This is a genomic window from Chitinophaga eiseniae (assembly GCF_012641265.1).
GTDB lineage: Bacteria > Bacteroidota > Bacteroidia > Chitinophagales > Chitinophagaceae > Chitinophaga > Chitinophaga eiseniae_A.
On record NZ_JABAHZ010000007.1, the window covers coordinates 213399 to 226774 of the forward strand.

Sequence of the window (13376 nt, forward strand, 5' to 3'; positions counted from 1 at the left end):
TACAACTCATAAGGGTTTTATGAGTGCGTAAAGAAATACACAACAGCGGCGATTTATTTCACCAGGTGCTTTAATACTTCTTCCTTGCGTTGGCGGGAAACAGGCACCAGGCTGCCATCTTCCATAGCAATGGCGCCTCCTTCTGTTTTGATCCAGGCGGTTATTTTGTGACTGTTAACAAGGTGGGATTGATGAGTACGGATAAAATGACTGTTGCTGAGCAGATCGGCATACTCTTTCAATGTTTTACAGACAATTATTTTTTTTTGTCCGGCGAGGTACACATGCGTATAGTTACCATCTGCTTCCAGTCGTACGATCTCGGTAGGCAAAGCAAAAATAATTTTGTCGGCCAGTGGAAAGGCAATGCGGCTTTCCGCCGGGGATTTGCTCATGTTGGCAACTAACTCGCGCAGCCGGCTATTTTCCTTTTGGGGAATAATTTGTGCTACCGCTTTTTCTACAGCTGCCGATAATTCCAGCACATCGACGGGTTTTAATACATAATCAATGGCACAGGCTTTTACAGCAGCAATGCCATATTGATCATAGGCGGTTACAAATATGACTTCAAAGTCCCTGTTGGCCGGTAATGATTGTAATAACTGGAATCCGGATCCTCCCGGCATTTCAATATCGAGGAACAGCAGATGAGGCTCCAGTTGCCGGATCAGTTTCAATGCACTGGCAGCATCTTCGGCTTCCGCCACGATCTCGATGGCCGGGCAGTATTCACTGAGTAACACCCGCAGGTTGTCGCGACTTTTGCTTTCATCGTCTATAATGATACTCTTTATTTTCATGCCGGTTCAATTGGAATGGTTAATAGTGCCGTAGTACCGGTACCATTGCTGAATTGGAGATTGCCCGCATGGGTAGTAAACAGTTGCAGCCGTTCTCTTACCAGTTTAAGCCCTATACCGTTATGTTGTGCAGGATCCGTGGGAGCGGCGGTAAACCCGGTTCCGTTATCGTATATACTGATACGTAAGACGTTATCTTGCCTGGTCGTTTTAATTTGAAGGATCCCGGCGGCGCCCTTGGCGGCAATACCATGTACAATCGCATTTTCTACCAGTGGCTGGATGATCATGCCGGGTATCGATAGCAGATCGGGCTCAATATCAGGATCTACCGTCATCTCGAAATTAAAGTTAAACCGGAGTTGTTCCAGTTCGCAATATAGTTGTATCGTAGCCAATTCATCAGACAGCGGCAAAGTATTTTTTTCGGCATTATGCAATACACTTCGTAATAGCTGGGAAAACTTTACCAGGTAGCTGTTGGCAGCCTTAAATTGTCCCGTGTTGATCAGCGATTGAATAGAGTTGAGCGCATTAAAAATAAAATGCGGATTCATCTGGGAGCGGATCGCTTTTATTTCCAGGTCGCGGATGGTAGCTTTCAAAGTGGCGCCTTGTTGCAGGCGGCGTACACGGACCCGGTAAATCCAAATGCCCGCTAAAGCCGTGAGCAGGATAGAGCCTAAGCTCCATCCTGCAATGTTCAAAAAACTTGCTTTTTGCGCTGCGGAAAAACGGGGGATTTTTTCGGCTGCTTTAAAAGCTTCTTCCAGTTCGGGCCAGCTGTTATAAGTGCTGTGAATATGATCGTTGGCAATGCGGCCCCATTTATCCAACACCACAAAATTATTGTTGCCTATTTTGGCTAAGCCGTAAGCCGCATAGTTTTGATCGCCTTTGTTAGCTATTTCAATGCTGGTTACATGAGCCAGTGTGCGAAACAGGCTATCCCTTCTTTGTGGCGCCGTGGTGTGCGGTTCCTGCATCCAGAGGTAAATGAAATGTACTTCCGGATGCCTTTTCAGGAAAGAAAGGAAAGCGGTGTCCTGTATCGGGCTCCCATCGTCGAATAGCAGACAGGTAATTTTATCCTGGGAGATAGGTAGCGTAATTGCCTGACCATCAGGCTGTGATAATTTACTGAATGGTAATTTATTCCCGGGCGCCCACTGGTCCATAAGTTGCCAGTTCTTTACTACCGGTGTGGTTAGTTTACTGTCATCACAGTTTTGTATAAAATCCTGGTAGTAAGGTTTAAGCCTTTGATTCTCTGTCCAGCTTTTCTGCATCAGTTCTTTATTGATACTGCTGGCAAGCCTGTAATAAAGCGGATAACCTTTTAATATGGAAACGGCGGAAAAAAAGTCGTCGTAAAAATTGTTGAACATGGCCTTACCACCGCTGGCATAGCTGATATGCGCCGTTTGATATTGCAGGAGCTGTTCTATATAAATTTTATAAAAATTATTCTGTGGATAGGGGCAAAGCGCTACTGGCAAGGTATCTATAGTTGTGGTAACGGAAACCGGTATCTGCTGGAAGGAAGCCAGGGCGCGGTCGGCCTGGTAGCCGCGTACATTCAGGAACAGCAACTGTTCGCCGGCAATGTAATATTTCCAGGCGGTTTGGTAATAATCCAGGCATACCGGCGATGCATCGCCCTGGTGCTGCCGGAGCAGCGCATTAAATTTATCGGTGGCTATTTGTTGTATATCCATACACTCCTGGATATTGGCCATCAGCTGGATTGCCTTTACCCGGTCGCGGTAGTAGTAGAGCCCATTCACGGCTTCGGACAGCCGGCTGTTTGAGGCGGCATTTCCATCCAGTGTCATGGCCCCGGTTTTATCAAAGGTGATGGCCAGGGTGTCGCCGGGCGTCAGGAAAACAGGGACATTGCGGTTGTCGAGGAGTAACATCCCTTCCTGCGGGCCTTTCAGCAACAGTGGGCAAATGAATTCACCATTGGCTTTTACCGGGATGGTGTAGGTGCTATCTGATAGTTGCAGGGTTATTTCTTTTGCGCCTGTTCCGGTACTTCCTTTTACCAATGTATTGCCACCAGGAAGGTAGGAAGCCCCCACCAATAGCTGTGAGTATCCACCCATACTCACCGGCGTAAGCAACGGTGGTAGTTTTTCCCGGGTACGCAACGCCATTACGTGTTGAATATTTTCCTGCAGGTCCACTATGCTGATAGCAGGAGTGGTAATGAGCATGCTGCTGGCAGCGTTGGTAGCAGGGCCATAACTGGTCATCGTGATGGTGACCGGTTGCAGGAGGGAATCTTCCAAGAGTGACACCGTTTTTCCCTGGGATGTAATTTCCAGTGTAAACACATCTTTGGGTGGTTTCTGGGTGAGCCCTTGTATGTAGGAAGGATAGTAACTGTCGTATCCCATCCATCCGGTGGGCAGATAGCGGTTCCCGTTTTGAGAGAGAGCCGGCTGCGCGAAATTGGCTGCCCTTTCCAGGGAAATCCGGTATTGCTGGTTCCCATTGGCCAATTGTTGCAGTAACAGGTACTTCACAGTATAACGCCGGCTGCATAAGAAGGAAGTGGTTCCCTTAGCGGGCCCAAACCCTTCCGGAAGATAGGGAGAAGGAAGTACAGGGTAGGGGCCGTCTTTGGGCCCAAATGTTACCTGCATCTCAAACCAGTCGCCAGGTTGCAATGCCAGGTAACCCGGTGGTTTTGCGGCTGCTGTCAGTAAAGGGAGACAAAGCAGTAGCAATAGATAATAAGTCCTTTTCATGATACTATAGGTTTATAATACCAAAGCTATCGGTATCTGTACACGCTACTTTTGCCCACTGAGCAAATGGTAAACCTGGCTGAATATCCGGTGAATATATGACCTAAACAGGTCTTTTGATAATTTTTATACATTTGATACCTATGAACCAGCAACTAGTCGCATCCATTAAATACCTGATCCGCTTGTCGGAAGAGGAGGAACAAATGTTACCTGATTTCGTTAAACGGGTGACGCTGAAGAAAAACGAATACTTCCTGCAGGAAGGGAAGGTAGCCACCCGGGTGGCCTTCATAGAACAAGGGCTGCTCAGGTATTTAACGAACCATAACGGGGAAGAGGTAACCCTTTATTTTTCCTGCGAAAATGAGTGGGTCGGACTGCACGAAAGTATGCTCACCCGTACGCCCTCTACCAAAAGTATTATAGCGGTGGAGCCTACTGTCTTATGGACCATTTCGGCGGAAGATTTGCAGCGTCTGTACGACACTTTCCGGGAAGGTGACCGTATGGGACGGCTCATCATAGAAGACGTATTTATCAGGTCGGCGAAGCAAATTACTTCCCTCTATACGGGAACGCCCGAGCAACGGTATCATGAGTTTTTTGAAATGTTTCAGACCATACAACATCGTATCCCGCAGTATATGATTGCGTCTTATATAGGCGTAAAGCCACAGTCGCTGAGCCGGATACGAAAAAGGATGGCCAAAGGAATTAATTAACCTGGGTGCACGAAATCCTTGTTTGCCTGACAGAAATTTGTGTTATAAAACTATCAATTATGACACGTTCAAATTTCTTTAAGTACCTCACCATCAGTTCTGGATTAGTATTAGTATATATCGGTTTAAAATTCCTGTTACAGCCGGAAGCAGGGGAGATGGGTTTTGGTTTGCATTTCCAGGAAAATGGAGATTATTCTTTTCACTACATCAAAGGTATCCGCGATTTATTTACCGGTATTGTCATTGTATTGCTGGCGGCTATGAATGAAAGAAAAGCGCTGGTGGTGGTATTGCTGGCAGGCAGCATGGTCCCGTTTGTGGATATGACACTGGTATTGCAGGCTACGCATGGGAATGTGATGACGGCCATGCCGCATATTATTGCCATTATTTTAATCGCCATTGCGGCGGCCGGAACCTGGTTTTCCGGCCGTAAGGCAATATTGCCGGCCTAGTTATTCGTATACCACCTGGCTTTTCCGGAAAATATCTCCCCAGGTTTTGATAAAGGAAGGCAGCAGGAAAGATTCCTTTCTCGCAATAAAAACCACATGAAATGCTTCCGGTCCCTGCATAACGTAATAGAGCTGCGATTGGGGCGCCTGTACCGCAGATACCGGGCTTTCTACTTTAAACAATGCCCAGCGGCGTTTGGGAAGATTTTCTTTCGCCAGCAAAGTTACGGTAGCATTGGGCGATTGCTGAAGGGCCGCTCCCGTAAAGCTTTTAACAGCCTGGTCGATATTAGCTACCTGGCCCTGTTCCATCGTCATTTCATTCAGCAGCTGGGTCCAGTTATCCGGGGTTTCATTTTCTGGCAACAACTGGCGGGTGGCCAGGTTGTCCACATCCGTATCTACAATGGTCTTCCATTTTTCTGTGGTGGGAAAAGCGATTTTCAGGCGTTCTTTCCGGCTGGCCTTCCCTGTTTTGAATGAAGTCCCCACCTGGTGAAATAATGGCCGGAAATCGGCTGAAAATGGCAATAAAGTGGATGCCGTTAGCAGGTATACCTTGTTGTTGGTATAAGACACGAAAATACTGGCAAAAAAGGTATCGGGTATATTGGGTTCCTGGTGTATTTCATCCATCCGGAACAGTCGCTTCCCTCTATTGACAGTAGTACTGGAATCTACCAGCTTAAAATAAGGGTTGTGGCGGGTATAATTCAGCAGTTTCTTTACTTCCGCATACAGATTGGACCTGGGTGCATCGATAATGGTTACATTGAATTTTTCCGGCATACGCTGGGTACTGTTGGCAGATAACCGCCCTGCCAGGAGTTTTACAGGCGACGATGCAGGCGCCTGCATCACCTGCCACCCGGCAGGGATACCCACCGAAAAGTTATGTACCGTATCGCGATAGGAGGTTAATTCCTGGCCATACGACAAAAAAGGAAGCAGCAGAAAACAGTACCACAACAAGTATTTCATCCCGGTTATTTGACACAAATAAAACATAATATTTTAAATATTATGTGGCGATATGCGAAATACGGGTAACGAAATCCTCACCAGGTCTGGTATTTTTACGCGTTTACAGCTGTATTGGCAGGTGGAATAGGTGATGGAGCCACCTTATCGGTGCTGCGCATCAACGCAAACAAAATGACCATTAACGTAAGCAGTATGATGATCATCCATACCCAGGTGGTGTTGCTCTTCCTCTTGTGATGAATTTCTACGTGTGCCATATGAGTAGCGTTTTGGTGTAACAATAGATTGAACAATACAAAGTTCGTTATAATACGCCACAATCACCATACCAGAGGAGTGTAATAATACCTGAATTTTAAGGGCTAAATCAGGCTGCCGGCAGCCACCAGGAGCATACCGGGGTAATGTTCTTCTTTCAGTTCCCGGCGTAGGATGGTGGCCACTACGGCTACCATCCCTTTTTTGTTTATTCAACGCTGATGCTTGTTTCTCGATGTTCGTTATCTGGATAGTGCATATTGGCGCTATAGTGCAGGAGCAGTACCAGCATATTTTCCGGGGCATCGGGGATAGTAGCCATCTGGAAGTAGCCGTTGCGTATAATCATGCCCCGGCTGTTACCATGGATAGCGTATAAACGGCGGAAAGCCGGGATATCCTTTGGCAGCAGGTGATATTGTGGCAGCATAGTGGCGGGAGCCGTTCCCGGCTGCAGATTAACGCCAATAAAAATGAAGTTGGTGTCGTTGGCGAATCGTTGCGCAAGGGCGCAGAAGTCCTGGTAAATGCGCATGCTGGCAGTGTCTGATGGGGCATAGGTTTGAATAACCCACATCTTTTCACCGGGAGCATTGGTAACCAGGCGTCCTTCCTGGTTATTATATAAAGTGAAGGCCGGCGCCGGCTCTCCCTGGCGCACGTTGTACCAGATGCTGAACAGGGAATCGTATTTCATCCGCTGGCGCGCCGGTACTACGAATGCCAGGTCTGCTTTCACTTCTTTCAGTATGCTATAGTCATCGTTAAGTGTTGTGCGCCCGGCAGCCACCCGTTGATAGTAAGCCCATCTTACCCGGTCGCTCTGTACATTGTAAAGCACATATTTCAGGCGCATGTTACTGCCATTGTCGAAGTGGGTGGCAACTCCTGCGAGGTGACGCATCTCGAAAAAGCCATCGAGGTAGCTATTGATGATACTGTCATTACCTTGCGTGGCCAGCAACGCATTGTCCGGATCCAGTTGTGCCAACAGCCTGATAGCAGCTTTGCTGGCCGTAGCGCTGTCCTGGAGGCCATCGGCAGCTATTTTGTGCATGGCAGTCAGTTGATTTTGTATACTTGCCTGTTGCGCGGTAGCTGATAGGCCCCATCCTGCAAGCAACCATAATAGAAAGCTATATTTCATGGATCTTTTTTTATTTGGTTTGTGCCAGGGCTTCTTCCAGCAATTGTTCCAGCGATTTCCCGGTGCGGTCCCATACGGTTGCCACTTTGCCATCGGCGCCTATGATCACTGCAAAGGGAACGTAGCCGAATCCAAATACTTTGCGGAAACCATTTTCATCAAATCCTTTGGGGTCGCGTGCCTGCGGCCATGGCATCTGTTCCTGGCCGAGTGCTTTTTTCCAGGCTGTATCTACAGCATCTACAGAAATACTGAGAATTTCCACGCCCTTTTCATGAAAGGTCTGGTATACCTTTTTGAGATGAGGTATTTCCATGCGGCAGGGATGGCACCAGGAAGCCCAGAAATCAAGCATGAGTACTTTGCCACGGAAACGATTGTAGCTAACGGTGTCGCCATTTACGCCCAGGGCTTTGAAATCCGGCACTACGCGACCTGGCTGTGATCTCGACATAACGTCTTCCCGTTGGGTTACCAGTTTGCCATACCAGGATTGCCGCGCATGAGGTCCCATGGCATCCAGGAAAGCTTTTACCCGGGAATAGGGATACTTTCCCCAGTAGTTGGCCAGGAAAGCTCCTACCTCAGAATCAGGGTATTTAGTGAGAAATTCCGCGGTACGGTCAGGATTAGAGGGGGTCCTCATATCCTGCAGATAGTACTGGTATTCATCGTTCAGCTGTCCGCCTTTTAACTGACGGCCATTCAATCCGAAGTAATCCGTTTGTAGCTGGTAACGGGTGTTTTCGAGGAATACAGGTGTAACATTTCCGTTGATGCAAAGCGTAACTGGTTGAGGGTAATCCAGTTTCCCTTTTACGATAAACTGATGCCCTCTGATATCGGCTTCTCCCAGTATGACTTTGTTATCTTCCAGCGCCAGTAGCTTTATCTTGCCATATTTTACATCCTTTACGGCTCCTTTGATCTCAAACCCTTGTGCCAGCCCTGGTAACCGTAGCAGGAGCAACAACAGCACGCAGCAGGCACTATATCTTATTTTAATCATATTTGTGCGCGTTTATTAGAGGTAAGACAACGCACTATACATAAAGGGTGAAGGCAATGCAGTAATTCTTTTAAAATAGCCGCATTTTTATGTAAACAGCAAATCGTTTTAGTAGCCGGGTTAGCAGCTTACGGGTAGCTTATAGCTGGAGAGCAGGCAACCCTCCGTGTATCACGGGGGCAATAACACTAGCGTCGTCGGGTTTCACTTTGCGTACAGAATTTACCGGCCAGCAATCCAGTTGACCGGCTGGTAACTCATATCGTAATATTTCACGTATATCCGTGTCTGTGAGGGATGGCTTAACCCACTCCTCTGCCAGTTCGTTGGTGAGCATCATAGGCATTCTGCCGGCATTGTCGCCGCCATTGTGGATTTGTGCCATTAATGGATTGGCGCTGCGTGTCAGCAGGGTAAAGGTGGGAATACGCCCGGGTTTATCCACATCCCAGGAGTTGGACAACGCCCACAGGCCGGCAATAAAAAAGACTTCCTGTTCCCTGGATTTGATATGATAAGCTACTTTATTTTTCCATCCGGGTATCTGCCGGTATTCGAAGAAGCCGGTAGCGGGTATCAGGCAGCGCTGGTGCCGGATAGCATTCCACATGGTGCCATTTTCCAATACCTTTTCACTGCGCGCGTTCAGGTATAATTGGCGCTGTCTTTTTACCTTCTCCAGGGTATCTAATAGTTTGGGTATAGGTCCCCAGGTGAATTGTTCCAGCTGCAGGCCATTACGGTGCGTAATTACGGGCCATTGTGGGTAAGACATCCCGATTTTATGCCAGGTGGGATCAAAGTGAATATCCAGGTTGCCACCGGCTTTTAGCTGGGGCAGATATTTGAAAATACTCTCTATGTTGGCACTGAAGGCAATATCGTAACACATAGTAATTTAGTCGTAGTCTATATCAGATAAAGGTACTTTTATTTCTTCATTGGCGTATTTCAGGGAAAAATACAACTCCCCGTAGTGCAGGTATAATTCCGCCTGGACTTCTTCCTGCTTGTCTGGCCTCCAGGTAGTTTTGCGGGAAATGTATCTTCTTACCGCCGGGTCCATATATAGAGGCGGCTGCCATACTTCCTGCTGTAGCAGTGCCGCATATACTTTGTAGCCTTCCGGCTGCGAAGCGGCAATCAATAACTTGTCTATTTCTTCCGGGTGGTGGGCCTGGTAGATATATTTCCGGTGGTCAAAACGGATCTGCTGAAAGTGAATGTTGGCTTCACCTATGTCTTTATAGGGAGTAATGAGAAATACTTCCCTGATAGGTGTATCTGTATCATTTCTTCCGGCGGCATAGCTTTGCCGGACAAACAAAGTAAAGCCATGATCGAGCAAGGCCTTTACCAGTTCGGGCGTCAATAATGCCAGTGGATTATGCATGAGGGACCGGTTTCATGGTTTATTTACGCATATCTACAATCACGGCGGTGACTACGCCCCATACCTGGAAGTCACAGTCTTCTGTGATCACGATGGGCTTATAAAACGCATTTTCGGGATGCAATACCCAGCTACGCCCGGCTTTTACCAGGCGCTTCACGGTATACTCTCCATTTAATGCTGCTACAATGATATCGCCGGTACCGGGGCGAAGGGAGCGGTCTACCACCGCCATGCAGCCATCAGGAATATTGGCGTCTGTCATACTATCTCCTTTCACTTTAATAATGAAGGAACTGTTGGGATTAGGTTGCAGGATCCGGGAAAGATCTATTTCTTCTTCCTGGTAATCCAATGCGGGGGTTGGGAACCCTGCGGGTATGTTGGTGTTAACAAACGGCAGGGTTATATCCAACGCGCGCTGTTTCAATGCTTCCATATAACTATCGTTTTAATAAATACTAATAATATTAGCAAATTAAAGCTAAAATAATTAGTTAAAAAAATCAATTAACAGATCGTTGACAATGCTGCAAAACCAGTCTGGGAGCTAATCGACAGCAGATCAGCAAGATGTGTCGGGTAGGTGCTAAAACAGGCGCAGTCAGTTTTTTTTACTTATCTACCTGCCCTGACGGGGGCATTTCCAGAATGAATTGATTGTTAAGTTGTTATTTCAGGGCTATTTGCATTTGATTAACAAGATGACTACCCCGATGTTGCAAATTGCGGTCCTGTTATACTTATGATATTGTAAACCTCAGCAAATCAAATACCTTATGAGCAAACACCTTCTGGCACTGTTGTTTTTTTGTACTGCCTCGATCGTTTTCTTTTATCCAAACACCCTTTACGCAAAAGTTCGTCCCAAGAAAATAACCATCAATACAGAGAACGATGCGAAAATATTTGTGGATGGCAAACTGGTCAACAATACGTCTACCGAAATCAAAGTGGGCGCCTATGCCCAGGTGAACGTACGGGTGGAAAAAGCTGGCTATATTACCCAGGAAAGAAACTATATCAATGATGGCAAACATACCCTGGCTTCCACTGATTATATTAAGCTGGAAAAAGATGATGCCTACGAAAATTCCATGGTCACCAACCTGGCTAACCAGGATATCGACGTGCGTACCAGTCACAATGAAGATGATTCCTGGAAGCTGATCAACCGCATCATCACCGGCTATTTTGATGTTATCGCAGTAACAGACAAGGCTACCGGCTATATGTGCACCGCCTGGGTGGTAAAATCTTTCAAGGCGGCCACGATCCGTACCCGTTTAATCATCAAAACAGGCAATACCGATCCGCTTACCTATAAGGCAAAATTAGTGAGCGAAATAGCGCCTCCAGGGGTCGCTGCCAGCTCAGATGAATCTTTTCGCAACTGGGACCGTTTATTGCGCACCTTCGAAAATGTGGTGCCAGAGCTGCAAAGTAGGCTAACTAAATAAGTGCTAATATATTATTTCCGTGTTACCACCAAAAAAAATCCTTTGATTTATCATTTTCATTACTATTTTTGTACCCGAATTATGACAACAAACATACATATACATCATCACCATCATATCTTACCAGCACGGTAGGCAGGGGATGATTTTTGTGTATATCACCATATTACATCATCACAGGGGCTTACCGAAGAGGTAAGCCCTTTTTTATTTTTACCCAGGATGAAATTAAAAATTGCAATCCAGAAATCAGGCCGCCTGCACGACGATTCCATCAAGTTGCTGAAGGAATGCGGCATCGACATCAACAATGGTGTGAACAAGCTGAAAACAGAAGCGACCAACTTCCCGCTGGAAGTGTTCTTCCTGCGCGATGATGATATTCCTCAATACATTGAAGATGGTGTAGCCGATATTGGCATCGTGGGTGAGAATGTAGTACTGGAAAAACAAAAACAGGTAAACATCGTACAGAAGCTGGGATTCGGCAAATGCCGCTTATCCATGGCAGTGGAAAAATCAGTGGATTACACGTCTGTAAAAGACCTGCAAAACAAAAGAATTGCTACCAGCTATCCCGTGATCGTGGAAGATTTCCTGAAACGCAATGGTATCACCGCAGAAATACACGAGATCAGCGGTTCGGTAGAAATAGCGCCGGGCATAGGTTTGGCAGATGCTATCTGTGACCTGGTAAGCAGTGGTTCCACCCTGTTCATGAACGGACTAAAAGAAGTGGAAACTGTTCTCAAGTCAGAAGCGGTACTGGCAGCTTGTCACCAGCTTACGGCTGAACAACAGGTATTGCTCGATAAACTACTGTTCCGTATCCAGGCCGTGAAAAAGGCGAAGAACAATAAATACATCCTGCTTAATGCACCCAATGATAAACTGAATGAAATCATTGGCCTGCTGCCAGGCATGAAAAGTCCCACCGTACTGCCGTTGGCAGAAGCTGGCTGGAGCTCTGTTCACTCTGTACTCAATGAAAATGATTTCTGGGATATCATCGAAAGCCTGAAAGAAGCCGGCGCACAAGGTATCCTGGTGGTGCCTATCGAAAAAATGGTGATCTGATAAAAGAGTCAATGATGCAAACAATTAGATTTCCGGAAAGAAGCGCCTGGGCAGCCCTGCTGCAAAGGCCGGTAATGGACACTTCCGCGCTGGAACAAAAAGTGAATAACATCCTGCAGGAAGTACGCGACAATGGCGACCAAGCCATCAGAAAATTTGCTGCCGAATTTGATAAGGTAACCCTGGAAGATATCCAGGTCCCTGCCGCCGCTTTTGCTGCTGCAGAATCGGTGCTGGAACCCGCACTGAAAGCGGCGATCCAGCAGGCAGCCAAAAATATTACCACTTTCCACCGCGCACAACAGGAAAAAGTGCAGGTGATTGAAACCATGCCCGGCGTGCAATGCTGGCGCAAACCCGTAGCCATTCAAAAGGTAGGTTTATATATTCCCGGTGGATCAGCACCCTTGTTCTCCACTATCCTGATGCTGGGCATTCCGGCCATGATAGCAGGCTGTAAAGAAGTGGTACTATGTACGCCGTCCCTGCACCCGGCCATCCTCTATACCGCCCGGCTGGTAGGCATTGAAAAAGTGTTTACCATCGGAGGTGTACAAGCCATCGGCGCTATGGCGTATGGTACGGACTCCGTACCACAGGTATATAAGATCTTTGGCCCCGGTAACCAATACGTAACCTGCGCCAAGCAGCTGGTCAACAAAAGCGGTGTAGCCATCGACATGCCGGCTGGCCCTTCGGAAGTGGCTGTACTGGCGGATGATAGCTGTATCCCTGATTTTGTGGCCGCCGACCTGTTGTCACAGGCAGAACACGGCCCCGATAGCCAGGTAGTACTGGTAACCACCAGCGAAAGTGTAATCACCAACGTGACCAACGCCCTCAATGCCCAGCTGGAAAAGCTGCCCCGTAAAGGAATTACCACGGCCGCGCTGGATAACAGCAAAATGATCCTGGTGAAAGATATCGATACCGCCATAGATATGTTGAACGCATATGCACCGGAACACCTTATCTTAGCTTGTAACGGCGCCGAAAACCTGGCAGACAGGGTTACCGATGCAGGGTCCGTCTTCATGGGGAATTACACTCCTGAAAGCGCAGGCGACTACGCATCCGGTACTAACCATACCCTGCCCACCAATGGTTATGCCCGCGCCTATAGCGGCGTATCGCTGGATAGCTTCGTGAAGAAAATTACTTTCCAGCAGATTTCACCGGAAGGACTGCAAAACATTGGCGCCACCATCGAAGCCATGGCAGCGGCTGAGGGACTGGAAGCACATAAAAACGCCGTGACCGTAAGATTACAGCAACTGGAGAAATCCAACTCATAATAATCACCTAA

14 protein-coding genes are annotated in these 13376 nt (G+C 47.3%); 5 read left to right on the forward strand and 9 right to left on the reverse strand.

Going from position 1 to position 13376, the window contains the following annotated elements; genetic code table 11:
• Positions 1-53 precede the first annotated feature (53 nt).
• Both HGH91_RS25210 and HGH91_RS25215 read right to left on the reverse strand, forming a co-directional pair.
• Entirely contained in the window at positions 54-803 is a 750-nt protein-coding gene (locus HGH91_RS25210; RefSeq protein ID WP_168741654.1) for a LytR/AlgR family response regulator transcription factor, read from the reverse strand.
• Positions 800-3559, reverse strand: coding sequence for a sensor histidine kinase (locus HGH91_RS25215; RefSeq protein ID WP_168741655.1), 2760 nt, complete (start codon positions 3557-3559; stop codon positions 800-802). The genes HGH91_RS25210 and HGH91_RS25215 overlap by 4 nt, the downstream gene beginning before the upstream one ends.
• A gap of 143 nt (positions 3560-3702) precedes the next feature.
• On the opposite strand from HGH91_RS25215, the gene HGH91_RS25220 reads away from it, so the two are divergent.
• Together HGH91_RS25220 and HGH91_RS25225 are read left to right on the forward strand one after the other, a co-directional pair.
• Positions 3703-4284, forward strand: a complete 582-nt coding sequence (locus HGH91_RS25220; protein WP_168741656.1) for a Crp/Fnr family transcriptional regulator — start codon at positions 3703-3705, stop codon at positions 4282-4284.
• Positions 4285-4343: 59 nt separating this feature from the next.
• Entirely contained in the window at positions 4344-4742 is a 399-nt protein-coding gene (locus tag HGH91_RS25225) for a DUF4267 domain-containing protein (RefSeq protein WP_168741657.1), read from the forward strand.
• Here the strand turns inward: HGH91_RS25225 and HGH91_RS25230 are convergent, their stop codons facing one another.
• The 7 genes from HGH91_RS25230 to HGH91_RS25260 all read right to left on the reverse strand — a co-directional run bounded on the left by HGH91_RS25230 (position 4743) and on the right by HGH91_RS25260 (position 9972).
• Positions 4743-5723, reverse strand: a complete 981-nt coding sequence (locus HGH91_RS25230; protein ID WP_168741658.1) for a hypothetical protein — start codon at positions 5721-5723, stop codon at positions 4743-4745. It lies immediately after the preceding gene.
• Between the two features lie 95 nt (positions 5724-5818).
• Entirely contained in the window at positions 5819-5983 is a 165-nt protein-coding gene (locus HGH91_RS25235; RefSeq protein WP_168741659.1) for a hypothetical protein, read from the reverse strand.
• Between the two features lie 209 nt (positions 5984-6192).
• Positions 6193-7131 carry a hypothetical protein gene (locus HGH91_RS25240; protein WP_168741660.1) on the reverse strand — a complete coding sequence of 313 codons (939 nt, stop codon included), beginning with the start codon at positions 7129-7131 and terminating at the stop codon, positions 6193-6195.
• A 10-nt stretch (positions 7132-7141) separates the two neighbouring features.
• Positions 7142-8140 carry a TlpA family protein disulfide reductase gene (locus tag HGH91_RS25245; protein ID WP_168741661.1) on the reverse strand — a complete coding sequence of 333 codons (999 nt, stop codon included), beginning with the start codon at positions 8138-8140 and terminating at the stop codon, positions 7142-7144.
• Positions 8141-8279: 139 nt separating this feature from the next.
• On the reverse strand, positions 8280-9032 hold the full coding sequence (locus HGH91_RS25250; RefSeq protein WP_168741662.1) for an SOS response-associated peptidase: 753 nt from the start codon (positions 9030-9032) through the stop codon (positions 8280-8282).
• A gap of 6 nt (positions 9033-9038) precedes the next feature.
• Positions 9039-9533 (reverse strand): hypothetical protein, encoded by a 495-nt coding sequence (locus tag HGH91_RS25255; RefSeq protein WP_168741663.1) that lies wholly within the window; start codon positions 9531-9533, stop codon positions 9039-9041.
• Between the two features lie 19 nt (positions 9534-9552).
• Positions 9553-9972 carry a LexA family protein gene (locus HGH91_RS25260; protein WP_168741664.1) on the reverse strand — a complete coding sequence of 140 codons (420 nt, stop codon included), beginning with the start codon at positions 9970-9972 and terminating at the stop codon, positions 9553-9555.
• A gap of 340 nt (positions 9973-10312) precedes the next feature.
• On the opposite strand from HGH91_RS25260, the gene HGH91_RS25265 reads away from it, so the two are divergent.
• The 3 genes from HGH91_RS25265 to hisD all read left to right on the forward strand — a co-directional run bounded on the left by HGH91_RS25265 (position 10313) and on the right by hisD (position 13365).
• Positions 10313-10993, forward strand: a complete 681-nt coding sequence (locus HGH91_RS25265; RefSeq protein ID WP_168741665.1) for a hypothetical protein — start codon at positions 10313-10315, stop codon at positions 10991-10993.
• 222 nt (positions 10994-11215) lie between these two features.
• Positions 11216-12070 (forward strand): ATP phosphoribosyltransferase, encoded by an 855-nt coding sequence (gene hisG / locus HGH91_RS25270; RefSeq protein WP_168741666.1) that lies wholly within the window; start codon positions 11216-11218, stop codon positions 12068-12070.
• 14 nt (positions 12071-12084) lie between these two features.
• Positions 12085-13365, forward strand: coding sequence for a histidinol dehydrogenase (hisD, locus tag HGH91_RS25275; RefSeq protein WP_168741667.1), 1281 nt, complete (start codon positions 12085-12087; stop codon positions 13363-13365).
• Positions 13366-13376 lie beyond the last annotated feature (11 nt).

Coding starts and splice junctions, on each gene's coding strand:
- HGH91_RS25225 (WP_168741657.1), top strand. CDS start 4,344: ATGACACGTTCAAATTTCTTTAAGTACCTCACCATCAGTTCTGGATTA.
- hisD (WP_168741667.1), top strand. CDS start 12,085: ATGCAAACAATTAGATTTCCGGAAAGAAGCGCCTGGGCAGCCCTGCTG.
- HGH91_RS25260 (WP_168741664.1), bottom strand. CDS start 9,972: ATGGAAGCATTGAAACAGCGCGCGTTGGATATAACCCTGCCGTTTGTT.
- HGH91_RS25215 (WP_168741655.1), bottom strand. CDS start 3,559: ATGAAAAGGACTTATTATCTATTGCTACTGCTTTGTCTCCCTTTACTG.
- HGH91_RS25230 (WP_168741658.1), bottom strand. CDS start 5,723: ATGAAATACTTGTTGTGGTACTGTTTTCTGCTGCTTCCTTTTTTGTCG.
- HGH91_RS25240 (WP_168741660.1), bottom strand. CDS start 7,131: ATGAAATATAGCTTTCTATTATGGTTGCTTGCAGGATGGGGCCTATCA.
- HGH91_RS25250 (WP_168741662.1), bottom strand. CDS start 9,032: ATGTGTTACGATATTGCCTTCAGTGCCAACATAGAGAGTATTTTCAAA.
- HGH91_RS25235 (WP_168741659.1), bottom strand. CDS start 5,983: ATGGCACACGTAGAAATTCATCACAAGAGGAAGAGCAACACCACCTGG.
- HGH91_RS25255 (WP_168741663.1), bottom strand. CDS start 9,533: ATGCATAATCCACTGGCATTATTGACGCCCGAACTGGTAAAGGCCTTG.
- hisG (WP_168741666.1), top strand. CDS start 11,216: ATGAAATTAAAAATTGCAATCCAGAAATCAGGCCGCCTGCACGACGAT.
- HGH91_RS25210 (WP_168741654.1), bottom strand. CDS start 803: ATGAAAATAAAGAGTATCATTATAGACGATGAAAGCAAAAGTCGCGAC.
- HGH91_RS25245 (WP_168741661.1), bottom strand. CDS start 8,140: ATGATTAAAATAAGATATAGTGCCTGCTGCGTGCTGTTGTTGCTCCTG.
- HGH91_RS25265 (WP_168741665.1), top strand. CDS start 10,313: ATGAGCAAACACCTTCTGGCACTGTTGTTTTTTTGTACTGCCTCGATC.
- HGH91_RS25220 (WP_168741656.1), top strand. CDS start 3,703: ATGAACCAGCAACTAGTCGCATCCATTAAATACCTGATCCGCTTGTCG.